The 23,751-nt window shown below is 39.2% G+C and carries 21 protein-coding genes; 7 read left to right on the top strand and 14 right to left on the bottom strand.

Annotated elements, in window-relative coordinates; all coding sequences use genetic code 11:
• Window positions 1-418: 418 nt before the first annotated feature.
• The 8 genes from AA650_RS22325 to tig form a co-directional block, all read right to left on the bottom strand.
• Window positions 419-1,924, bottom strand: a complete 1,506-nt coding sequence (locus tag AA650_RS22325; protein WP_053540708.1) for a DNA methyltransferase — start codon at window positions 1,922-1,924, stop codon at window positions 419-421.
• 79 nt (window positions 1,925-2,003) lie between these two features.
• Window positions 2,004-2,450, bottom strand: coding sequence for a DUF29 domain-containing protein (locus AA650_RS22320; RefSeq protein ID WP_053541380.1), 447 nt, complete (start codon window positions 2,448-2,450; stop codon window positions 2,004-2,006).
• A 37-nt stretch (window positions 2,451-2,487) separates the two neighbouring features.
• Window positions 2,488-2,937, bottom strand: a complete 450-nt coding sequence (locus AA650_RS22315) for a DUF29 domain-containing protein (protein ID WP_053540707.1) — start codon at window positions 2,935-2,937, stop codon at window positions 2,488-2,490.
• Between the two features lie 206 nt (window positions 2,938-3,143).
• The gene (locus tag AA650_RS22310; RefSeq protein ID WP_053540706.1) at window positions 3,144-3,605 is read right to left on the bottom strand and encodes a DUF29 domain-containing protein; all 462 of its coding nucleotides are present in this window, start codon (window positions 3,603-3,605) and stop codon (window positions 3,144-3,146) included.
• An 89-nt stretch (window positions 3,606-3,694) separates the two neighbouring features.
• The gene (locus tag AA650_RS22305; RefSeq protein WP_053540705.1) at window positions 3,695-4,534 is read right to left on the bottom strand and encodes an alpha/beta fold hydrolase; all 840 of its coding nucleotides are present in this window, start codon (window positions 4,532-4,534) and stop codon (window positions 3,695-3,697) included.
• 90 nt (window positions 4,535-4,624) lie between these two features.
• The gene (gene clpX / locus AA650_RS22300; RefSeq protein ID WP_053540704.1) at window positions 4,625-5,968 is read right to left on the bottom strand and encodes an ATP-dependent protease ATP-binding subunit ClpX; all 1,344 of its coding nucleotides are present in this window, start codon (window positions 5,966-5,968) and stop codon (window positions 4,625-4,627) included.
• 30 nt (window positions 5,969-5,998) lie between these two features.
• Window positions 5,999-6,676 (bottom strand): ATP-dependent Clp endopeptidase proteolytic subunit ClpP, encoded by a 678-nt coding sequence (gene clpP, locus AA650_RS22295; RefSeq protein WP_053541379.1) that lies wholly within the window; start codon window positions 6,674-6,676, stop codon window positions 5,999-6,001.
• Window positions 6,677-7,034: 358 nt separating this feature from the next.
• Window positions 7,035-8,432: a trigger factor gene (gene tig / locus AA650_RS22290; protein ID WP_053540703.1), complete on the bottom strand. Its 1,398-nt coding sequence runs from the start codon at window positions 8,430-8,432 to the stop codon at window positions 7,035-7,037.
• Between the two features lie 1,136 nt (window positions 8,433-9,568).
• Here tig and AA650_RS22285 point away from each other — a divergent pair.
• The 3 genes from AA650_RS22285 (at window position 9,569) to AA650_RS22275 (ending at window position 13,609) form a co-directional block, all read left to right on the top strand.
• Window positions 9,569-10,582 carry an aspartate-semialdehyde dehydrogenase gene (locus AA650_RS22285; RefSeq protein ID WP_039202646.1) on the top strand — a complete coding sequence of 338 codons (1,014 nt, stop codon included), beginning with the start codon at window positions 9,569-9,571 and terminating at the stop codon, window positions 10,580-10,582.
• Window positions 10,583-10,731: 149 nt separating this feature from the next.
• Window positions 10,732-11,634 (top strand): 4-hydroxy-tetrahydrodipicolinate synthase, encoded by a 903-nt coding sequence (gene dapA, locus AA650_RS22280; protein ID WP_053540702.1) that lies wholly within the window; start codon window positions 10,732-10,734, stop codon window positions 11,632-11,634.
• A gap of 208 nt (window positions 11,635-11,842) precedes the next feature.
• Window positions 11,843-13,609: a ribonuclease J gene (locus AA650_RS22275; protein WP_027404845.1), complete on the top strand. Its 1,767-nt coding sequence runs from the start codon at window positions 11,843-11,845 to the stop codon at window positions 13,607-13,609.
• A 196-nt stretch (window positions 13,610-13,805) separates the two neighbouring features.
• Here AA650_RS22275 and AA650_RS22270 read toward each other — a convergent pair whose 3' ends face one another.
• The gene (locus AA650_RS22270; protein WP_053540701.1) at window positions 13,806-14,852 is read right to left on the bottom strand and encodes a PstS family phosphate ABC transporter substrate-binding protein; all 1,047 of its coding nucleotides are present in this window, start codon (window positions 14,850-14,852) and stop codon (window positions 13,806-13,808) included.
• Between the two features lie 682 nt (window positions 14,853-15,534).
• Window positions 15,535-15,726: a hypothetical protein gene (locus tag AA650_RS28355; RefSeq protein WP_199924324.1), complete on the bottom strand. Its 192-nt coding sequence runs from the start codon at window positions 15,724-15,726 to the stop codon at window positions 15,535-15,537.
• 515 nt (window positions 15,727-16,241) lie between these two features.
• On the opposite strand from AA650_RS28355, the gene AA650_RS22265 reads away from it, so the two are divergent.
• A complete protein-coding gene (locus AA650_RS22265) occupies window positions 16,242-16,619 on the top strand; it encodes a Mo-dependent nitrogenase C-terminal domain-containing protein (RefSeq protein WP_053540700.1) in 378 nt (125 codons plus the stop codon).
• Here the strand turns inward: AA650_RS22265 and AA650_RS27170 are convergent.
• Window positions 16,578-16,796 carry a hypothetical protein gene (locus tag AA650_RS27170; RefSeq protein WP_168636272.1) on the bottom strand — a complete coding sequence of 73 codons (219 nt, stop codon included), beginning with the start codon at window positions 16,794-16,796 and terminating at the stop codon, window positions 16,578-16,580. The two genes, AA650_RS22265 and AA650_RS27170, sit on opposite strands and share 42 nt — an antisense overlap.
• The gene (locus AA650_RS22260; protein ID WP_053540699.1) at window positions 16,775-18,622 is read right to left on the bottom strand and encodes a caspase family protein; all 1,848 of its coding nucleotides are present in this window, start codon (window positions 18,620-18,622) and stop codon (window positions 16,775-16,777) included. Before AA650_RS22260 ends, AA650_RS27170 begins: the two co-directional genes overlap by 22 nt.
• Before the next feature lie 443 nt (window positions 18,623-19,065).
• On the opposite strand from AA650_RS22260, the gene AA650_RS22255 reads away from it, so the two are divergent.
• A complete protein-coding gene (locus AA650_RS22255; protein ID WP_053540698.1) occupies window positions 19,066-19,512 on the top strand; it encodes a hypothetical protein in 447 nt (148 codons plus the stop codon).
• Between the two features lie 390 nt (window positions 19,513-19,902).
• Entirely contained in the window at window positions 19,903-20,079 is a 177-nt protein-coding gene (rpmF, locus tag AA650_RS22245) for a 50S ribosomal protein L32 (protein WP_039202630.1), read from the top strand.
• Between the two features lie 420 nt (window positions 20,080-20,499).
• Here rpmF and AA650_RS22240 read toward each other — a convergent pair whose 3' ends face one another.
• Window positions 20,500-21,885, bottom strand: a complete 1,386-nt coding sequence (locus AA650_RS22240; RefSeq protein WP_027404837.1) for an aldehyde dehydrogenase — start codon at window positions 21,883-21,885, stop codon at window positions 20,500-20,502.
• A gap of 163 nt (window positions 21,886-22,048) precedes the next feature.
• On the opposite strand from AA650_RS22240, the gene AA650_RS22235 reads away from it, so the two are divergent.
• Window positions 22,049-22,762, top strand: a complete 714-nt coding sequence (locus AA650_RS22235; protein ID WP_053540696.1) for a rubrerythrin family protein — start codon at window positions 22,049-22,051, stop codon at window positions 22,760-22,762.
• A 607-nt stretch (window positions 22,763-23,369) separates the two neighbouring features.
• On the opposite strand, the gene AA650_RS22230 is transcribed toward AA650_RS22235, so the two are convergent.
• Entirely contained in the window at window positions 23,370-23,624 is a 255-nt protein-coding gene (locus AA650_RS22230) for a hypothetical protein (protein WP_053540695.1), read from the bottom strand.
• Between the last annotated feature and the right edge of the window lie 127 nt (window positions 23,625-23,751).

Here is a 23,751-nt window from a genome sequence, read left to right as displayed (position 1 = left end):
GACCCTCAATCCGTTTTTATTCGTTCCCTCGGTTGATTGATCGTTCCGTTAGGTGTAGCCACTTCAACCACTGGAATCCCTAGACTCTTGCCGCTATCAAGCGGAGATGCGGCGGGAATTAATTCCAGTTAAGTCAAGGATTTTGAGTTGTGTCCTGCTTTAGAGTAGGTTGCTTTTCTAGGCTCTGTTTCACCGTAGGAACTCCCCGTTAACGCCAAGTGTCACCCCACAACTGATGTCTGATTGCGTCTTCCAGCTTCGACCTCCCGATACCGAGTCGGGTCATCGTGGGCAGATAGGGAGTCATACCTGAGTCTGGTAGATGGGACTTACACCCATATCCGACCGAGAGTTCAACCTCTTTCCATGATTGGATTAGGTTGGTTGGCTTATGTACGGACTGATTACCGTGATTCAGCTAACAACGAATCGCACCCGCTTCCTCCATGATATCCACACCATAGAGATTGTCAGTAATTACCCGCTTTTTGATATAATAATCCAAAGAAGGATGATCTTGTTGAATCTTACTTAATCTAGCTTGATTTGACTCATTTCCCGAAACTTGAATAAAGTCAAAAATGGCAGTATAAATCTTAATTAAATGTTGTAAAGCAGCCACCAAAAAAGCCCCACTACCACAAGCAGGATCTAAAATTGAAAGCTGAGGTAATATCTCATCTAATAATTGCTGACACAATTGATTATTTTCTCGTTCCCAGTCTCCAGACTGGGAATGCCCTCTTAGAGGTTCTACCTCCTCTATTTTCGAGGCAGAGCCTCTGGGTTCACATTCCCACGCAGAGCATGGGAACGAGGGTACATTACCAATCTTCTCACGAATAAACTTATTAATAGTCCGTTCACAAAGATAATTAGTAATTTCCGGTTTAGTATAATAAGCGCCAAACTCCTTTTGGTTAATATACTTCTCAAAAATATACCCTAAAACATCAGGATTAATTTCATCATCTTTACCACTGGGAGTATCATCTAAATGCCAAGTATAACCAGAAAATAACTTAAATATATCCTCAAAACCACCATCACTAATTCTAATTTTTCCGCGATATTTCTCTTCAATAATATGGGGTAAAAATAACCCACCATTAATATATTTAATTCTACCAATTAAAGCCGCAGTTCCATCTTTACGGAACTTTTCAGCTTTACCAAAACCATCAAAAAACAAAGTTTGTAAAAACTCTTGATAATATAAATCTTTACCTTTGGTTTGACTAACCTTCAACTTATCTTGTAAATAATCAGTATTTCCATGATCTAAAAACCCCTTTTTCTGGAGAAAATAAATAAACATCAACCGATTCAAAATCACCGAAGCATACCAATTAGCATCCTTGATATTATCTATACCTTTAATAAAGGTAACAAATTTCCGATGTTCTAACTGGAAATCATCAAAAAACTTTTTAGTAATCTTTTCAATATCAAAAGCCTTTTGAGTGCGTTGAGTAACATCAGTTAAAGTTAAATTTTCTTCTTCAGCAAAATCAATAAATAAAGATTCCAACTTTTGAGTTAATAACTCTCCAGATTGAGTAATATTAAAAGTAGTTTCCTTGGCTTTAGTTTTATTTGCAGATTCTCTTTTTACCCATTGCCAAACCTGCTTTTCTTGCTTTTTATCAGTATAAATAATTAAATGTTCTTGACTATAACTTGTAACTTCCGTATCAATCTTTTTTCTAACTTTAGAATTGGGTAAAATGCCATTTTCAGATACACAATGATAAACCATCATCCCGCGTTTTTGGGCAGCAGCTTCTATAGTATAATTTTCCTCATCTACAGTTAAATAAATGGGAGAACCATCAGCATAATCCCAACCCAACTCTTCAATAAATAAAGATGTAAAATCAGATGATTGGAGATATGTTTTAACTTGATTGCGATTGAACTTCATAAAATGCACTCCTGGTATATGTACTCAAAGATCCCACTCAAAGATCCCCGACTTCTTAGAGAAGTCGGGGATCTGAATATTAACCTAAATAATTAATATCTAACAATTGTTCAAGAGTATAAGGACATTCTGCGGGAAAATCAACTTTAAACTTAGTTTTTATCTGCACATATTTCAAAGCCCGATTATAAATATTATCCATCTCTTCAGCTAGATAATTACGTAAATTCGTTGTTAATCTATCCTCAAGTTGATAACGAAAACCTAAAATTTCTGATTGCCAATGATAATAATTTCTTTCAGATTCCTCCGTCCAAAATTGTAGTAATAAAAGATGTCTAATTACTTGTTCTAATAGACTTTTAACTGCATTTTTCTTTTCACTTCCCAAATCTTCCAACTCCTCAATTAAATTCTCTAAATCCACCTCATCAAAACGACCTTGTTTCAATAAATCAATAGTTGCTAATAACCATAAATAATCATCTGTTTCATAGAGTTGCTGTAAATTAGTCAAAACATTCATATTTTTACCTCCTAACTTCTTTAATTGTTTCTTTAACTCAATTAGGTAAATAATCAATATCTAACAATTGTTCCAGCGAATAAGGACATTCTGCGGGAAAATTAACTTTAAATTTAGTTTTGATCTGCACATATTTCAAAGCATCAGCATAAAGATTTAGCATTTCTTTAGCTAAATGATTACGCAAATTACCAGTTAAACGTCGTTTAAGTTGATTTCTAAAACTGACGATTTCAGCTTGCCAATGATAAGGATTTGTTTCATTTTCTTCTATCCAATATTGCAATAATAATAAATGTCTAATAACTTGTTCTAAAAGACTTTCAACCGCATTTTTCTTTTCACTTCCCAAATCTTCCAACTCCTCAATTAAATTCTCTAAATCCACCTCATCAAAACGACCTTGTTTCAATAAATTAATAGTTTCTAATAACCATAAATAATCATCTGTTTCATAGAGTTGTTGTAAATTAGTCAAAACATTCATATTTTTACCTCCTAATTTAATTAATTAATTCTGGTTTTTCGGTTATTTTTATGGAAAACCTGGTTCAAAATCATTCAAAGCCCTATTGTGTAGGCATTTCATTGAAAATATGGAAATAATTGTTTATAACCCTTGTCCCGTAAGGGTTTTGTTATCATCAATCCTCAATCACCATAAAAGAGACGCAAGAGCCTTAATTCTCTAACTCAATTAGGTAAATAGTCAATATCTAACAATTGTTCAGGAGAATAAGGACATTGTTCAGGAAAATCAACCTGAAAATTAGTTTTTCTTTTCACATATCCTAATGCCCTTTGGTAAATTTTTGATTTTTCTTCAACTAAATGATTGCGTAAATTTGTGGTTAATTTAGCATTAAGTTGATCTCGAAAACTATAAATCTCAGCTTGCCAATGACCAGAATTTCTCTCAACTTCAATAGTCCAATACTGATACAGTAATAAATGTCTAATAATTTGCTGTAATAAACTTTCTACAGCATTTTTCTTTTCACTTCCCAAGTCTTCCAACTCCTCAATTAAATTCTCTAAATCCACCTCATCAAAACGACCTTGTTTCAATAAATTAATAGTTTCTAATAACCATAAATAATCATCAGTTTCATAGAGTCCTTGTAACTTAGTAGTAAAATTACTGGTAATTGTCATAAATTTACCCCCTATTTACCTCTAAAATAACACACATATAAATAAAGATCCCCGACTTCTCTAAGAAGTCGGGGATCTGATTCTACCAATTATGAACAACTTAAAAACTCTTTGACTATTGCTAAATAAGTTTCTGCGTCTTCCAACATCGGAAAATGCGCCGTATTGGGAATAATATTTAATTGAACCTTATCACTTAAAGCCGCCGCCGTTTTCCCCAATTTAGCCGGAATAATAATGTCATGTTCCCCAGCAATCAGCAAAGTCGGGATAGTTAATTTTGCAAATTCTTCCGGCATTGTTTCCGCTTGTTCTTTACTCACAGAAGTATAGATAGTCCCTAAAGCCGCTTCATAATGGGCATTAACAAAATCTTCTAAAAAAGCCTGACTTTCCGCTTTAGGAATAGAACGATGTAAAAATCTAGCCATAAACATTTTATCAGCCAAAGGAATTTTACTTAACCACTGCGGGCGGAATTTCACCACATAACCACCAAATTTATGAAAAGCAGAAAAAGCTTTTTCATCATATTCAAAAATGCCGCTACAAGTTAAAATTCCCTTAGCAACTCTTTCGGGATAACGATTAAAAAATAAAGTTGCAATAGAAGCGCCCATAGAATGGGCATTAACATAAACACGATCAAGATTTAACTCATTTAATAAAACCGCCAAATCTTCCGCGTATTCTGTTAATTCATAACTTAAATTCCCATTATTTTGGGGTTGACATTGAGAACGACCAAAACCCCGTAAATCATATAATAAACAATCAAAATTATCTAATAAAGCCTCAGCCGTACTTTGCCAATATCTCGCTGAACCAGCCCAACCATGCAAAAAAACCATCACCGGTTTCATAACATTTGATGGTTTTTTCATCCACTCGTAATAATGGTCTACACCCCGAACATTTATATAAGTCATTGCAAGAATTAAAAACTAAGAATTAAAAATTAAAAAATCAAGAGTCAAGAGTCAAAATCCAAATGACTAATGACTAGTGACTAATGACTTTTAAGCCGACTCTGGTTTAGGTAAAGAAGAAGGATGTACTATTAGTTCAGCAGTAGAACGTTTTTCCACCATTTCCTTAGTAATTGTACAGCGAGTCACATCCTTGCGAGAGGGTAACTCATACATTACATCCAGCATCAACTCTTCCACAATACCGCGTAAAGCCCGCGCTCCAGTTTTGCGCCGATAAGCCTCTTGAGCGATCGCCTTTAACGCCTCTGGTTTAAAATCCAACTGGACATTATCCATATTCAGCAGTTTTTGGTACTGTTTCACCAAAGCACTCTGTGGTTCAGTTAGAATTGCCATCAGCGCATCCTCATCCAAAGGATCAACCACAGCCACCATGGGAATCCGACCAATAAACTCAGGAATCATGCCAAATTTCACCAAATCATCTGGTTGCAGATGACGTAATGTATCAGCAGCCCGTTTTTCCTTAGTTTGCAAATCTCCAGGTTGCACAAAGCCAATTGACTTTTTCCCAACCCTCTGATCTACAACTTTTTCTAAACCGACAAAAGCGCCACCACAGACAAACAAAATATTGCTCGTATCAATTTGGATACAATCTTGATATGGGTGCTTACGTCCGCCCTGGGGTGGAACATTAGCAATAGTCCCCTCCAACATTTTCAATAAAGCTTGCTGTACCCCTTCCCCAGAAACATCTCTGGTAATTGAGGGATTTTCACTCTTCCGGGCGATTTTATCAATTTCATCAATGTAGATAATACCCCGTTGAGCCTCCTCCACATCCAAATCTGCCACCTGCAACAGACGCAACAGGATATTTTCCACATCCTCACCCACATACCCAGCTTCCGTCAGGGTTGTAGCATCAGCAACAGCAAAGGGAACATCGAGAATTTTCGCCAGAGTTTGTGCCAAGAGAGTCTTACCGCAACCAGTCGGTCCAATCAGTAAAATATTGGACTTTTGTAGTTCGATCGCATCATCTGTCCCAGCATTGGCATTACCCTTAGACTGAAGAATAGCCAATCGCTTATAATGATTGTAAACAGCCACAGATAGCACCTTTTTGGCTTCATCTTGGCCGATAACGTGTTCGTCTAAATAATTTTTAATCTCTCTCGGTTTAGGGATTTGATTAAACGAGAGATTAGACGAACTGGTACGACGTTTTTCAGTTGGTTCTGACTTTTGCGCCGGTGGTGATGCAGCCGCAGCACTGGTATCCAGCAATTCCTCATCGAGGATTTCATTACACAAGTCAACGCATTCATCGCAGATGTAGACTCCCGGACCTGCGATTAATTTACGTACCTGCTCTTGAGACTTGCCACAAAATGAACATTTTAAATGGGAGTCGTACTTAGACATATCAGCCTCTTATTTCAGAATGACGACGATTTACCCTGCTGTGGGAAGATTTTGTCTAGAAATGACCTGATCGATCAAACCATAATTCTTCGCCTCTTCTGCTGACATGAAAAAGTCGCGCTCGGTATCAGCCTCAATTCTCTCCAAGGGTTGACCAGTATGCTTGGCCATTAATTGATTTAATTCGCCCTTAATGTAAAGAATTTCTCGCGCTTGAATTTCAATGTCAATAGCTTGTCCTTGAGCGCCACCCAGGGGTTGGTGAATCATAATCCGGGAGTCAGGTAAAGACATCCGCTTTCCGGCAGTTCCAGATGTTAATAAAAAAGCCCCCATCCTCGCTGCCAGCCCAAAACAGATAGTTACAACATCGGGACGTATTTGTTGAATTGTATCATAGATTGCCATACCCGCGTAGACAGAGCCACCAGGAGAATTAATGTACAATTGAATATCTTTTTCCGCGTCTTCAGAATCGAGGAAAAGCAATTGGGCAACAATGGAATTAGCTACAACATCATCTATGGGAGTTCCCAAAAAAATAATCCGCTCGCGGAGTAAGCGGGAGTAGATATCAAATGCCCTTTCTCCCATCCCAGACTGTTCTACCACCATTGGCACAATATTACTAGGGCTGCTAGAACTGCCACTAGTACCAATAGGACTCAAGCTGTTGATTGGGTAATTTCCCGACTGCGATACAAGCATACTAGAATATTTAAAAATAAATGGCATGAAATTGTGAACTGTTAACCATTATGCCCTATATGGCAGAATTCAGGAGGTGGGAGTAAGAGGTAGGGGAGTTGGGGGAGTTGGGGGGGTGGGGGGAGTAGGGGAGGTAGGGGAGGTAGGGGGGGTAGGGGAGGTAGGGGGGGTAGGGGAGGTAGGGGAGGTAGGGGGGTAGGGGAGGTAGGGGAGGTAGGGGGGGTAGGGGGAGTTGGGGGTAGATATTTCCTAACTACCAATTACCAATTACCCATTACCCATTACCCATTACCCATTACCCATTACCAATTACCCATTACCAATTACCAATTACCAATTACCAATTACCAATTACCAATTACTCAGGATTACTGGTTTCTGCTTCCTGAACTGCTTCAGTGCTTTCGGTTGCTTCCGCCGCACTTAGAGAACCTTCCGCTACTAGTTCCACAGATGAACGTTCTAGCAACCAATCAACGATTTTTTTGGTTAAAAGTTCTTCTTTAACCACTCCACGCAATCTATTTTCATCCAAATCTTGATCAGGATATTCTGCCATCAATAGGGCGACTCTAGCTTGCACTTCTGCTGTTGCCACTTCAATAGATTCACGTTTGCCAATTTCTTGTAAAGATAGCGTCCGCTTGAGACGTTCTATAGCTTCAGGTTTGGATCTATCACGTAATTGGGGAATAATTTCTTGAGTGAATAGCTTTCTGACATCTATTCCTTGCTCGGACAATTTCATGGCCGTCTGTGACAGCATAGCATCAATTTCTTGATCAATCAGTGTTGTCGGCAAATCTATTTCGACATGGTTGAGTAGTTCTTTGACTAACGCTTCTTGCTGATTGTCTTTGGTTTTATCGGCAGCTTCTTTTTGATACCGTTCTTCTAAGGATGCCCGCAATTGTTCTAAGGTCTCGAAATCGCTGACTGATTGGGCAAAATCGTCGTCCAATTCGGGTAGTTCTTTGGTTTTAATTTCTTTGAGGGTAATGGTAAACAGAGCCGCTTTACCAGATAACTCCTCATTACCATAAGGATCTGGGAATTGAGCAGATACTTCTTTGGTTTCTCCAGGGTTCATGCCCACTATACCCAAGACAAAACCGGGAATGAACTTATCTTCTTGTAACTCAACTTGAAAATCAGTTCCTTCTCCACCGGGAATTGGTTTGGCTTCACTATCAGGATCATCCCCTTCATTTTTGGCAATTACACCCTTAAAGTCAATTACTGCCATATCACCGATTTGGGCGGCACGTCCTTCTACGGGGACTAAAGTTGCTGATTTTTCTCTTTGGGCTTCAATAACTGTATCTACTTGGGTAGGATCATACTTAATTTCCTCCGCTTTAACTTCTAAACCAGTGTATTGGTTTAACTTGACTTCTGGGAAGACATCCACAGAAGCGGTAAAAGTCAGGGGTTTTCCTGGTTCATAATTGACAATTAAATCATCAAAGGAAGAACTTAGTTGGGGCTGACCAAGAGTGCTAATTGCTTCTTGTTTAATTGCTTGGTCAATGCCTTCTTGCAGCATTTCTTCTAGGGCGGTTGCTTTGACGCGAAGATTACCGATACGTTGTATTAATATTTGCCGGGGGACTTTGCCTTTGCGAAACCCAGGAATATTTGCGGTATTAGTTAATTTTCTAATAGCTTGCTCGTATTTTTGTTTGGTAATTTCCGGTGTAATTTCTATTTGTAAACCAATTTGACTGGCGGGAAGTTTTTCCTGGGTAACTTTCATGCGTTGTTTCTATTTTTCTGGTATTTTAATCTGCTATCTAAATACTAGACAAGTCTAGACATTTACTTCTACGGGGTATAGGATCGGTTATCCCGACCTAAGTTCACTCGCTGTCTTCTAGACGCGATCATATTCTGAATAGATATCATTCAGACACAAATGCGTGTGAATGTCTTTCAGCAGAGATCCATTTTACTGCAAAAAGTAAAGGACTGAACACTTTATGATATTCTTTCAACATAGCAGCCATAGTTCCGGTAACATAACTTTACAGGCAGGGCTTCTAGCAAATACCCAAATGTTAATTGCCCTTGGTTTTCTTTTTTGCAGTTTGCTGTATAATGGGATATTATACGATAATGTAGTGTCAGTAACTCAGCCATAAAGGGAATGAGCTTGTAAGAAATTGCAAACTGTACTGACCAGTCTAAGTCTTCACTGACTACGTTTTTTGAGTCACGACACCCCGGAATGCGAAGCTAGTTCCCTGCTCTGTCATTTGCAATTAAACAGTTTTAAAGTCACTGAAACAGTGTTGCAAGTCTAAAAAGCTCTTAAAACATTGACGAGGCTAACATCACCCCGAAAGGGAGGCTCTTCGGAGCAAAACATTATGCGTACAGAGTTGGGAAATTTGAATCGGTAATTGTCCCGTTGAAAGTACATCACAAGAGTACCCCGAATTTGCCAACTCCAAGGCGGTAATGAGAAAATATTTAAGGGGGTTAAAACCGCACGAGTCGCTTCCCTCTCAGGTTTGAAGACACTAAGTTTCCCACTTACTGAGTATTCTTATGACAATTTGATTTGCTATGACTTCCATAGCTGTAGAGTGCGATATAAATTAATTTTAACTGCAATATACAGCACTTCCTGGTGTTATGAGGTACAAGAACCCCACCCCCAACCCCCTCCCCGCAAGCGATGAGGGGGCTAGGATGTAACTCATAAGAGCGGAGACCGCTGTAAGCAACAAAGTCTCAAATCTCTCAATAGTCATCAAAAATTGGGATATAATCACGAGAATATGCAAATTTTACTATTGAAAATCTGCTGTTGACAGGAACAACAGAAACATTTGATTTTTTAAGTTGTCCTAAAAAAGTGCTAGTTACCTCTTAAAGGAGGAGTCGAGTTTGTCTAAGTCCTATCGTGTAGCTATTTTGGGAGCAACTGGTGCTGTAGGTACTGAGTTGCTGGAATTACTAGAAAGCCGAAATTTTCCTCTGGCTGAATTAAAATTGTTGGCATCGCCACGCAGTGCGGGAAAAACACTCAGATTCAAGGGGGAAGAGATCCAAATTGAGGCGGTGAGCGATCGCAGTTTGGCAAACCTAGATATAGTCTTAGCCAGTGCTGGAGGTAGCATCTCCAAAACTTGGGCGAGTGTAGCGGTAGAAAAAGGAGCAGTGGTAATTGATAATTCCAGTGCCTTTCGCATGAACCCGGATGTCCCTTTGGTAGTTCCAGAGGTAAATCCCCAAGCCGCCTTTACTCACCAAGGAATTATTGCCAATCCCAACTGTACGACAATTCTCATGTCCTTGGCAGTTTGGCCATTACATCAAGTTAAACCAGTTAAAAGGATTGTCGCTGCCACCTATCAATCGGCTAGTGGTGCTGGGGCGAAGGCAATGGAGGAAGTAAAAATCCAAAGTGACGCTATACTACAAGGAAAGCAACCAGTAGCGGAGATTTTACCTTACCCATTGGCATTTAATTTATTTACCCATAATTCTCCCATGACAACCTGGGGATATTGTGAGGAAGAAATGAAGATGGTGAACGAAACCCGCAAAATCTTTGGTAATCAAGAAATCAGAATTACCGCAACTTGTGTACGGGTTCCCGTACTCCGCGCCCATTCTGAAGCCATTAATCTAGAATTTGAAACACCTTTTGATCCAGATGAGGCTAGAGAAATTTTAAGAACATCCCCTGGGGTGAAATTAGTAGAAGATTGGCAAGCAAATTATTTTCCGATGCCTATAGATGCTAGTGGTAAAGATGAGGTTTTGGTGGGAAGAATTCGCCAGGATATTTCTCATGCTTGCGGTTTAGACTTATGGCTATGCGGCGACCAAATCCGTAAAGGTGCAGCTTTAAATGCAGTGCAAATTGCTGAATTATTACTAGAAAAAATTTACTGAAATTGACTACAGTATAAGTTTAAATTCAGTCATTTGTCATGAATCATTAGATAATCAACAACTGACAACTAACAACTGACAACTGACAACTAACAACTGACAACTAACAACTGACAACTGACAACTAACAAATTAGGAGAGAAAAGAGTGTGGGAGATTTTGGAACAATTGTAACTGCTATGATTACGCCGTTTAAGGCAGACGGTAGTATTAATTATGATGTAGTTGCCAAACTAGCAGATTATCTAGTTAACAACGGTACAGATGCAATAGTGGTATGTGGAACAACAGGCGAATCTCCAACCCTGACTTGGGACGAAGAATATCAATTATTTGTTGAGGTATTGCAAACTGTATCAGGTAAAGCTAAAGTAATTGCTGGTTCTGGTTCTAATGACACCAAAGAAGCGATCGCCGCCACCCAAAAAGCAGCTAAAATAGGAGTATATGGTTCTTTACAAGTAGTTCCCTATTACAACAAACCGCCACAGGCTGGATTATACAAACACTTTCAGGCAATAGCCCAGTCCTGTCCTGACCTGCCAATGATGTTGTATAACATTCCTGGGCGCACGGGACAAAACCTCAGTTCCGAAACAGTGGTAAGATTAGCGGAAATTGATAACATTGTCGCCATTAAAGAAGCCAGTGGTAACTTAGATCAAGTGAGTGAAATCCGTCGCTTGACACCCAAAGAATTTCAGATTTACGCTGGAGATGATTCTTTAACTTTACCAATGTTAGCCATAGGATCTCAAGGGATAGTCAGTGTAGCTTCTCATTTAGTGGGTAATCACATCCAAAAAATGATTCAAGCATGGAAAGTGGGAAATACTCAACTTGCTACTGACATTCATTTGCAATTGTTTCCATTGTTTAAAGCTCTATTTTTAACTACAAATCCCATTCCTGTCAAAGAAGCACTCAAACTGCAAGGTTGGGAAGTAGGTTCAACTCGTCTACCCTTATATGAAGCTGATACGGATGTATCGAAAAAATTAGAGTCAGTAATGCAAAAGCTGAATTTAATCTCAGCCCCAATAGGTGAGTGATTTATAAATAATGTGTACAAATGGTGACTAGATTATCGTCTTAACACTTGTGCTACAACTGAACAATATAAAAATTATTCAGTTTGATGTCAACGAAATCAAATAGGACTTTATAGAAGCTGAATTTAAACAGAAAATTTGGTCTTTTCTTTCATACAAGAAACCGAACTATCAACTGATTCACAACTAACAAAATCTCCAGGAGAAAATGTCTAAAAACGAATCTAATCTCGCTCTGAAAATCATTCCTTTGGGCGGGTTACACGAAATAGGTAAAAATACTTGCGTTTTCGAGTATGAGGACGAAATTATCCTGTTAGATGCAGGATTAGCCTTTCCCACAGAAGCCATGCACGGGGTAAATATTGTATTGCCAGATACAACTTATCTCCGAGAAAATCGCCACAAAATTAAGGGCATGATCGTTACTCATGGTCACGAAGACCATATCGGGGGAATTGCCTTTCACTTAAAGCAATTTGATATTCCGGTGATTCATGGACCTAGACTAGCAATGGCAATGCTAGAGGGTAAATTAGAAGAAGCAGGGGTACGCGATCGCACAGAACTAAGAACAGTCCTCCCCCGTGATGTGGTGAGAATTGGTAAACATTTCTTTGTCGAATATATCCGTAACACCCATTCCATTGCTGATAGCTTTACCGTTGCTATTCATACACCATTGGGCGTAGTTATCCACACAGGAGATTTTAAAATTGATCATACTCCTGTAGATGGTGAAAAGTTTGATTTACAACGTCTGGCAGAACATGGTGAAAAAGGCGTACTTTGCCTTTTGAGTGATTCCACTAACGCAGAATTGCCAGGATTTACACCTTCCGAACGGGCTGTTTTTCCTAACCTTGACCGAGAATTTTCTCACGCTACTGGACGCTTATTTGTCACGACCTTTTCTTCTAGCGTCCATCGCATCAACATGATTTTGCAACTAGCAAGAAAACATAATCGTGTGGTGACAATCGTTGGGCGTTCTATGCTGAATTTAATCGCCCATGCTCGGAATTTAGGTTATATCAAATGCGAAGATAGCCTATTTCAACCGCTGCATACGGTTCGGGGAATGCCAGATGAGAGAGTGCTGATTTTAACCACTGGCTCTCAGGGTGAAACAATGGCAGCGATGACAAGAATTGCCAATAAAGAACACCCCCATATCAAAATTCGCCAAGGAGATACGGTTCTCTTCTCCGCTAACCCTATTCCCGGTAACACAATTGCAGTGGTGAACACCATTGATAAATTGATGATTCAGGGGGCAAAAGTGGTCTATGGACGGGATAAAGGGATTCACGTTTCTGGCCACGGCTGTCAAGAAGAACAAAAGCTGATGATTGCTTTAACTCGTCCTAAGTTCTTTGTGCCATTTCACGGTGAACATCGGATGTTGGTGAAGCATTCGGAAACTGCTCAAAGTATGGGGATTCCAGCAGAAAATATGGTGATTATCCAAAATGGGGATGTCATCGAGTTAACGGAAGATTCTATCCGTGTTGCTGGAAAAGTCCCAGCGGGGATTGAATTGGTGGATACTTCTAGTTCTGGTATGGTGAGTTCTAAGGTGTTGCAAGAACGCCAGCGCATGGCTTCTGAAGGGACTGTGACTATTGCTGCTGCTATTGACTGGAGTGGTAAGCTAATGGCAAAAACTGAAATTCATATGCAGGGTGTTGTGACAAGCATCGAGCGATCGCTCTTACAAAAATGGGTACAACAACGCATTGAGGAAATTCTTAGCGTCCGCTGGACAGAGTTTTCTCCCGTAGAAGGACAACCCGCTGATACAGATTGGGGTGGATTGCAGGAAACTTTAGAACGTGAGTTGGCGCGTTCTATGCGGAGAGAGTTGCAATGTCAACCTTCTTTGACGTTGTTGATGCAAGTTCCTGAAGAACCTGCTGTGAAGGTTTCTGATGGTAGAAGACGACGTACTCGTTCTACTGCGGTTGCTTCTTAAGAGTTAGCTCACGCAAAGGCGCAAAGGCGCAAAGGTGTTTTTTGGCATCTTTGCGCTTTTCAGCCGAACTTAGGGACTTCCAATTAAAAAAATACCCAAAAATTTCTTGTGGTGCAGGCCGAAAAGCCCGCTAATCATCAAGGACGGGCAGGATGCCCATCCCACAAAATTGGGTAATTTATTTTTTGGTGTTCCCTTAGAACTTAGCTTGTTTTTGCAAGACCTGTTCTAGAGTTAAATTAAATTGAGATTTACCCTCAAAAACAGTGCCGACTTTACCTTTGTTAAAATGGATCTTATTTAATTTGTAAGCTTGATCTGTTAAGGGTACATCCCCAATAGCACTGACAAACTCAGGTGCTTTATCCATGTATAATTCTAAAAATTCTCTCATATCTGGTTTTTGCCGCAGAGATTTATAGCTGACATATATAAACAGTGGACGAGAAAGTGGTCGGTATTTTCCCCATTTCACACTTGTCCGCGAAGGCATCACTGCACCAGTACCGCTATCTACAGATAAGGCTTTCAATGTATCTTTGCTAGAGTTGTAATAGGCGTAGGGAATGACAGCTAAGGCGTTGATATCACTGCTAACTTTGCTATCTATGACTTTGTAATTTTTATCAGCTTTATAGTCCTTACGAATAGCCCCTTCTTGTCCTACGGCAATTTGTGTAAAATAGTCAAAAGTGCCTGAATCTTTATCAGGACCATAAAGGTTCAAGGGTTTATTCGGCCAAGTAGGACGAATCTGATTCCATGTAGTAATTTTACCTTCGGCTGATGGTTCCCAGATTTTTTTGAGTTCTGCCAAGGTTATATCCTGCGCCCAATTATTTTGAGAGTTAACTACTATTGTTATTGCATCAAAACCAATGGGTAATTCAAGAAATGTCACGTTATTTTGATTACACTCTTTGATTTCATGAGTATGAATTGGTCGAGAAGCATTGTTAATATCTGTCTCTCCCAAACAAAACTTTTTAAATCCGCTACTAGTACCGGAAGAATTAAGTTCAATTGCTTTTACTGAAGGTGATTTACCATTATTTTTCTGGAAGTTATAATCATTGCTGACTTCTTGGGTAATAGGGTAAACAGTGTCTGAACCATCAATTTTAATAGCTGTTGTTGTCTTATTTGGTTGGGACGGTTGACATGATGATACCAGTGCGGAGAGTCCCACAAGGAAAGTTAGAGAAAATATTGGTTGTAAAAGATTTTTGGTGACAATTTTCATGGCGCTGATTTTAGTAGATGCTAATTTTACTAACAGGGTGTTTGAAAAGTCATGATTGCTGTATCAAATATTCTACCCCTCCCTAACCCTCCCCTTGTGAAGGGGAGGGAACTGGTTTTTCTTATTTCCCCCCTTCATAAGGGGAAAGGGGGGTAAAAATGTGATGAAAATTACGGGATACAACTTTTAAAACATTCTCTAATGGGATAACGTTGTTTCGCTGTTTCCAAGTTATATCAGATCAGTAATTCAGTATGTGCTAATTTAACGAAGTTAAGGAAATTTCGTTAATAACAATTTTGGAAGTCATAGTATAAATGGGTTGTAGCCTTATGCAAAAAAATAACTAAACTTTTCAAACACCCCCTAAAAAGGTATGATCCGTTTTTGAATAAAAATTACATTACCAGATAAAAGCAATGGCAAAAACAGCCAATTTCAGAAAAAATTCTTTAAAATGGTATAAATTTGAAGCAAGCAAAAACTAAGATCAATGTCAATCCATCTAAAGATAGATATTGAAGCATCAGTATTAACTGGAGTTTAGATACCCGTAAGTAATTATAAAAGTGTTATTCTTTAATTGACTGTCTCTGTAGCAAGAATACGCAAAAGTTCTAGGGAATGGGATTTAAGCCTAAAGATAGAGTTAGACTTAAAGTGAGGGGTGTAAAAATTAGGTCTATGGTGTCATTGAGAAAGCAAAGAAGATGCCACAGCCGAAAGTAATAACTATCAATAAGCTTAGAGGACTACGGATACATCTCAGTAGCAATATCGGTGCTTTGCGGAAAAAGCCGACATAGGACAGGTTGGCGTTAATCACCATCATGCTTAACAAAAATACAATACAAAAATACAATGATGTTGGCATCTATGGAATACCACGCTTCCTGCAAATTCAGGACACCCAAAGCTATCAACACAGCGGCACGGACTAAGGCAATAGTGGTACGGTTTATCCATAGGTATGGGATGTAACTGAGAGCTAAACCTGGTTGAGTTAAAGATAATGTGCTGTAAATGGCAAATTTAGCAAAAATTACTGTCTAAAGTTTGCTGTTTGAGAGTATTTTTCCTAATCCTATTTATTGATAATTATTGCTATAATAAGTTTTGTTGCAGTTAACAGAAATCACACCCAAAGGCAGATGTCTTCACTAAAATTTTAACTGTGCCAAGTTACTAGTAAAATTGAATGAACACAGTATTGCTTTTTGGGAAATTATGGTCAGAGTGACTTATTAACATAATAAATTCAACCATAGGAAGCAGTTAATTAGACTTTTTACGGAATTTCTGTAATAATCCTGTTTTTCGGTTTAGGTTCTTGTCATATTACATATTCATCTATGAGGTGAATACCCTCACAACAAAAGAGGAATTACCATGAATGTATCTAAAAATACTAACAAAAACATTTTTCTAGCAAGTTGGATTTCTCTACATCCAGTAGACGCTAGTGAAGCTAATATGACTCCGTTACACCATGTTGCAGCCCAGCCGACTTGGGAATTTTTACGTCCTTTGCGTAATTGGTTGGATAATATTCAGGTGCGCGATCGCCTATTAGCTCATCGTCTCTGTAAATACATTCCGGCTCAGTGTCCATTTGAGCGTGATGTCAAAGTATTTGGTAAAACACTGTTTCATATTCCGCCAATGTGTAAACTTAATCCTTTATACGAAGAAGTAGTAGGTTTGCGATTTAAAGCAATGTGCTATCTAGCTGATACCTGTGGCGAAGACATTTCTCAGTATTGCTAATGGGTAATAGGTAATAGGTAATGGGTAATGGGTAATGGGTAATGGGTAATGGGTAATGGGTAATGGGTAATGGGTAATGGGTAATGGGTAATGGGTAATGGGTAATGGGTAATGGGTAATAGTTTGACAACTGACCACTGACCACTGACAACTGACTAATTCTTTTGCTGTTGCCACTTTTGGATAGCATCCTGAGCATCTTCGTAGGCAATCGTTACTTGTGGGACTAATGCGGCGGTGGCGACAGCAGCTTGAAAATCTCCTTGAGTGGCACGGATTTTGGCTAAATCTAAAATTTTCTCACTCCATTCATTAATTAATGTTTGGGCAATTTCAAATCCAGGTTGTCCTTTTTGAATTTTTTTAGCAACTTCGATGGCGCGATTATAGGTTGATGCCTGTTCAGGAATAATTAAATTTTTAGCTGCATCTAAGAGAGTTTTATTACTTACGTATTGCTTGGCTTCTAGTTGCCATTTTTGAATGACTGTTTGAGATTGGGAATAAAGCGGATCTTTTGTGGTGATTAACTTGGCAATTGTGATGGCGGCTGGATATTTTTTTTGTTGAGCTTGTGCCTGTGCTAATGCCAAAATCATTTGGCACCAGACCTGAATATTTTCCTGAGATTTGGCGTATAGTGGTGCATCCGGGGGGATTCTCTGGGCTTTAGCGATCGCAATGCTTAAATGATTCGGTTGTGTGGGGACAAGCAACATTTTTTCTAGATCTAAAATCGCTTGATTGCGTTTTTTAGAGTCTGTATTGGCACTAATTTGGGCGTTACTAGGATTTTGAGAAGTTTTAAATATTTGGGGAAATTGCAGTTTGCTAGTCTGATTACTAGATACTGTTTTTGAGAAATTTTTAAACCGAAAACTCTCGTGATTACGGAGTAAAAATGTAGCGATTAGCCCTACTATCACCATAGTACCACCACCCCAGATGATAAATTGTTGCCAAATTGGTCGTTCAGATTGCAGGGAAGTATAGGTATTGGCTGTAGTAATAGCGGGAATAAATCTGCCACTGGGCTGGGATTCTGGGGAAGTTGTTAAGGTGTGATTGTTGCTAACAAGTGACTTTGATATGAGTGGGGGGACTAAATTTGCCTCGGTTGTTGTGGGGCTTAAAGTGGTCTCGACTGAGGCATTTTCTGCCCACCAAGCTCTGTTTATGCTGCTAAAGGTGCTATTTTCTATGGGGGGTGCGGTGCGGGTGATAGCAAAACTTTCGGCTGGGAAAATTAGCGCTTCTGAGTTTTCATCTAGTGTCAACGTGGGTAAAATAGCTGGCTCTGGAGAGGGAATGACAGTCATGGGGTTTTGGACTGGTCGCCAGTGGTGTTGACAAAGTTTCGGGGTAAGATAACTTACATAGGCAGCTAAATCAGCAAAGTTGTATCCTTGTCCAGAACCTAAAGCTTCTAATAATGCTGCTGTGAAAAAACCATGACCTAATTCTGTGCTTTCATGGGCAAATTCCTCGGGTTGACAGGAAATAATTGCGCCCATTTGTAGTTCTTGGGCTAATTCGATAATTTCTTGTCCTACGGGGGCATCTGCTTGAGTCCCAAAAGCGCGGTTAATATCTAAGATGAGTAAGATATTGAGTCCGCTAACTTGTAGACTCTGCATGAGCGATCGCACTTCTATACCAGTTTCGGGAACTTGATCGGGATTGCCGGCGACTGGCATTAAATAATCTTGTTCTTTGTGGTTAACCCCATAGCCGCTAAATAACAACCATAGGTAGTCCCCTGGCTGCCAAAGTGTCGCTGCTAATTCTTCTAGCAACAAGAGGATATTTTCTTTTGTTGGATAGGAGGATTGTTCTCCTATGGGGGGCGAGGTATTTGTCATTAACAGGCATTTTTCGGGGAGAAAACCTGCTTGTGTTACCAAAAAATCCTTAATTGCCTCAGCATCGGCTTGAGCGCAACTGAGAGGTTGAAAGAATTGATATTGATCAATGCCGATGGCGATCGCCCAGTAATTTACCATCCCGCTATGAGTCGGTTGTTTGTTTGTTGTTTGCTGAAAATTGCCCTTAGCACGGGGGCGTTAAGCACAAAGCTAACTTATTTTTTATAAGTAGTGAGACGGAATTAATTACACAATGTCATGGCGTAAGCGTGGCGTGGCGTTAGCCATATGGAACGAAGTGAAATGAAGCAATCACAACCCTGGCGATTGCTTCCCTTCGCTCGCAATGACTGTAAATATTTTTGTCCAATTACTTATAGCAGGAGTCACCGAGTCATCGAGTAAAACTCTCTTTTAGACAGCGGTTCATTGCTAATTCATGTCCTTTTGCACCTTGTCCGTTGCTATAGTTTAATTAATTTTCACCTATTGCTGAAATCAGTTGTAGTGGATACAACATAAATAATCGTAAAATACTCGCACTCGATTTCCATGACCTGTCATTCATGAGATAGAAGATTATGTTCAGAATTGATACAATACAATCATTTTCAGTGATCCCCTTTTCAATTATTAGCCAAGTTGGCAAAAAAATCCAGATTATTCATAGTGGAGTCTGGCTGTTATTAGCAGTTCCTTTATGGTTAACGACAGAAGCGATCGCTCCGCAGACTGTCCAAGCTTACACAGCCAGAGTAGATTTGCTGATAGACCGTTTACCAGAGGAAAGCTACGAAACCGTGCTACGAAGGGCAGAATTTACCGCTAGAGCCGCAACTCAACGGAGCTTTGACCAAGATATTTTGGTGACAGAAGTATCTGTTATTATTTCAGCACAAAATCGGGGAGCGATCGCACCAATCTTATCATTAGAAGTCAGTCGCCCTCAATGGCAAAAACTGCCAGATCCCCAAAATTGGACAACTTATTTTAAAACAGCCCGCTTATTACTGTTAATTGATCAGTAGAGTGACATAAGTAGGTGAGCGTTGAAAATTGTCGTTATGGCAAGGCAAAAGGCAAGAGGCAAGAGGCAAGAGTGAAGAGGGTTTAGGCGATTTTACATTTCTTTACACAGTTTGGTTTTATTGTGTTCACCTACTTACTTCCGTACCGCTTTTGCCCAAGTCACTCGATTTTGGATTGACTCCACGTGTAGAGTTGGAAAATTTGGGGTTTGGGATTTACGTTAGGGAAGCGTACGCAGCGCAGCGAGTATTTTTCCGTTCTCAAGGAACGGGAACCCATGCCAACTTGTTTAATCTAAAATCTAAAATCTAAAATCTAAAATTTCCGGTCAAAAGTCAATTAATCGCTTACAATAGGAAGGTTGTCAAGAATCACGATATACCGCTGTCATGGCTGTTCCTAAGAAGAAAACATCAAAATCTAAACGAGATAAACGCCGCGCCACCTGGAGACACAAAGCTGCTGTTGAAGCGCAAAAAGCTATCTCCCTTGGTAAATCAATTTTAAGTGGTCGTTCTAACTTCGTCTATCCAGCAATTGAGGAAGAAGAAACAGAAGAATCTTAGAGAATAATTCAATAGTCTCCAATTCAGGAGTTAGAATAAATTTATACTCGTGACGGCTGAGATTTGAATTTTTACAAGATTACTAAAAACCTAAATGTGTAAGGGTAAAGCAAAAGCTCATTGGTGTCAACTTAACGTAAAACCTCTATCCCGCAAAGAACTCAAGTCATCTCACTCCCAGTCTCTGACTGGGAATGAATTCTAGAAGGCTCTGCCTTCAATAATATTAGAGGCAGAGCCTCATCAACTGCATTCCTAGTCAGAGACTAGGAACTAGATGTGGTAGGGATTTGAGCTTAAGTTGACACCAATGAGCAGCGCTAGACCCCCACATGGAGGATCAAATAATTAAGCCCTTTCGACTGACTCCTGGGCGTATGAGTGACTGGGCGCAAGCCCTGCGCCCCTAATGAATTTTTATTAAATACCAATAATTTTTTTCAACAGCGATAATTTACCTAGATAGGGTGCGTATCGCCAGTTTATATCCAAAGGAAATGAGTTTTGTAAGACACTTTTGTAATGGGAAAAGGTATCAAAACCAGCTTTACCGTGATAGCTACCCATCCCACTATCACCCACACCCCCAAATGGTAAGGAAGAAACAGCAACCTGCATTACTGTGTCATTAATACATACTCCCCCAGATGATGTTTCCTGTAAAATCCGTTTTTGCAGGTTTTTGTTTTGGGAAAATAAATATAAAGCCAGGGGTTTTGGTCTAGAGTTAATTAAAGTAATAGCTTCATTGATATCTGTATATTCAATAATTGGTAAAATCGGTCCAAAAATCTCCTCTTGCATTACCGGATCTGTTAAAGAAACATTTTCCAGTAGCGTGGGGGCAATATAAAGTTCTTCAGGTTTAGTTTCTCCCCCCATAATCACTTCACCACACTTGAGTAAATTTGCTAATCTGTCAAAATGTTTTTGATGAATAATTCTGGCATAATCGGCACTGTTAGCTGGATTTTCCCCATAAAATTCTTGCAGACATTTCTGCAAAGCATTGACTAAATTTGGTTTAATTTTCGTATCTACCAACAAATAATCCGGGGCAATACAAGTTTGTCCAGCATTAATAAATTTACCCCAAATAATGCGTTTGACGGTATGTTCTAGATTAATGTCCGTATCAATGATGCAAGGACTTTTTCCACCCAATTCCAAAGTTACCGGAGTGAGATGTTTGGCAGCAGCTTCCATAACTATTTTACCAATGGCTGTACCACCAGTAAAAAAGATGTGATCAAATTTTTCTGCTAGTAACTTTTGACTCGTTTCCACTGCACCAGGGACAACTGTAATATATTCTGGAGAAAAGTATTTATGAATAAGTTTTGTAATTAAATCCGAAGTCCGCGGTGCGAGTTCTGAAGGTTTAATAATAGTACAATTTCCCGCAGCGATCGCCCCAACCAAAGGTGAGATAATTAACTGAAATGGATAATTCCAAGGTCCAATAATTAAAACTACTCCTAAGGGTTCTGGACATATTTTAGCCGAGTATGGAAATAAATCTAAAGGAACGGCTGCTTTTTTGGGTTTTGTCCAAGTATTGATATGTTTGATGGCATAATCAATTTCTTTATTAACACCGATTTCCGTAGCATAACTCTCAAATTCTGGTTTATTTAAATCAGCTTTTAATGCCTGAATAATTGCTGCTTTATTCTCAATTACTAACTGTTTAAGGACTTTGAGTTGGGCAATCCGAAAAGTAACATCTTTCGTTTTACTACTTTGGAAAAACTGCCGTTGTTTAGCAATAATCTCAGCGTGTTTTGGTAATTCGTTAGTAATCATTGTTAATTAAATCTTAAAGAATGTGTGTAAGGATTCAGGCAACAGAGACCGGGGAAGATAGAAGAAAAATGTTCTTCATCCTTCATGCTTCATTATGAACTTCTGAATTCTTACGAATGTGTTTTAATATTAGGCAACAACCTCTCATCGAGATTCGCAAATTATGGATTTATCCAACTTTACTACACTACAAAATTTAGAATCAGCCTTTGGTGGGGAATCAATGGCTAATCGTAAATACCTATTTTTTGCAGCAGTCGCACGTAAACTAGGGTTTTCCGATTTAGCAAAACTCTTTAAAGAAACAGCAGATCAAGAAACCGAACACGCTTTTGCACATTTTGAATTATTACATCCAGAACTTGTTGTTCAAGATGCAACAGCTTTAACTGATGAACAAAAACGGGAAATCATCTCTCGTTGTTTATCTTTAGCGATCGCAGGCGAAACCTATGAATACACAACCATGTATCCTGAATTTGCTGCTGCTGCTGAACATGATCGAGATCATCCCGCAGCAGCAGAATTTCTCCAACAAGCTCAAGAATCTAGTGATCACGCTAACACATTTCGTGCTGCCGCCCACCGATTTGGGTTGCTTAAATTCATTGAAAATTATCACGCAGATCGCTATACTGAAGCCTTAGAAATCTTGAACGGTGGAGACGCTGTAACTAGAGTTGCTAGTGAAAATCCGCAAACTCAAAAATGGATTTGTAGACAATGCAGCATGATTTATGATCCTGTAACAGGTGATCCAGATTCAGGAATTTTACCAGGTACAGCATTTGCAGATATTCCTGAAGATTGGCATTGTCCTATTTGCGGTGCAACCAAGAAAACTTTTAAACCCCTTGAGGAAAAAGTTGCCGCTTAACAAAAATTAATCTAAGTAAATTCCCCGTCATCTATTGATGCTCCCTCTTCTCTAGTAATGTATAAAATATAGAAGAGGGAGTTATCTAGTGGGTACTGTATGCCAGAAATCAGGGGTAAAACTGGCTTGTTGTCTGGCGTGAATTTAGGGAACACCAAAAAATAAATTACCCAATTTTGTGGGATGGACATCCTGCCCGTCCTTGATGATTAGCGGGCAATTCGCCCCGCACCACAAGAAATTTTTGGGTATTTTTTTAATTGGAAGTTCCTAAGTAGGTGAACACAATAAAACCAAACTGTGTAAAGAAACGTAAAATCGCTGAAAACTTCTTTACTCTTGCCTCTTGCCTCTTGCCTCTTGCCTTGCTATAACGACAATTTTCAACGCCAACCTACTTAATTCTTAAGAAATCGGCAAAAAGTACCCAAAAAAAGAGAGTGGGAGGAGGCATTACCAAGCGCCTTTCTCTCCCACTCTACCATTTGCTGCTGAAGCGATTAGGAACTTTATTCATATAGACGAGAACCGCTAATTAGGGGGGTAATTTGCAGGTTAACGATAACGTCTATACTTAGCAGGTATTCCTATGCAGCAAATACTAATTCTATTTATTTTTTAGACAACCTCTACAAGAGCCTTTTGTTAATTGATTCAGCTTTTTAACAACCCTCTTGTTTTTTGCTTGTCTAATATAATTTAGCCTGGATAATTTCATCGTGGTTGCCAATTTGGCATTTATTTTTATTTTTTTTATTTGTTCATCTCCAACAGTTTTTAACCTATATTTTTCGAGAATAATTAATAGGGGGTCACACCCATCACTCTTGACATAGCTTGATTTCACTGGCTTTAAAGGCATTGTGTCTATGACTATAAACCCGATTTTAAAGTATTCTAATTATGCAAAATGCAGGGTTTCAGGATGAGGGGTGAAACCCTGCATTGATTCACTAACAGTCTTCTCTATATAGGATTGAGGTGAGATC

It is taken from the genome of Anabaena sp. WA102, from assembly GCF_001277295.1.
Lineage (GTDB): Bacteria > Cyanobacteriota > Cyanobacteriia > Cyanobacteriales > Nostocaceae > Dolichospermum > Dolichospermum heterosporum.
The sequence above is the reverse complement of the archived record's forward strand: the minus strand, read 5'-3'. Positions and strand labels throughout refer to the sequence as shown.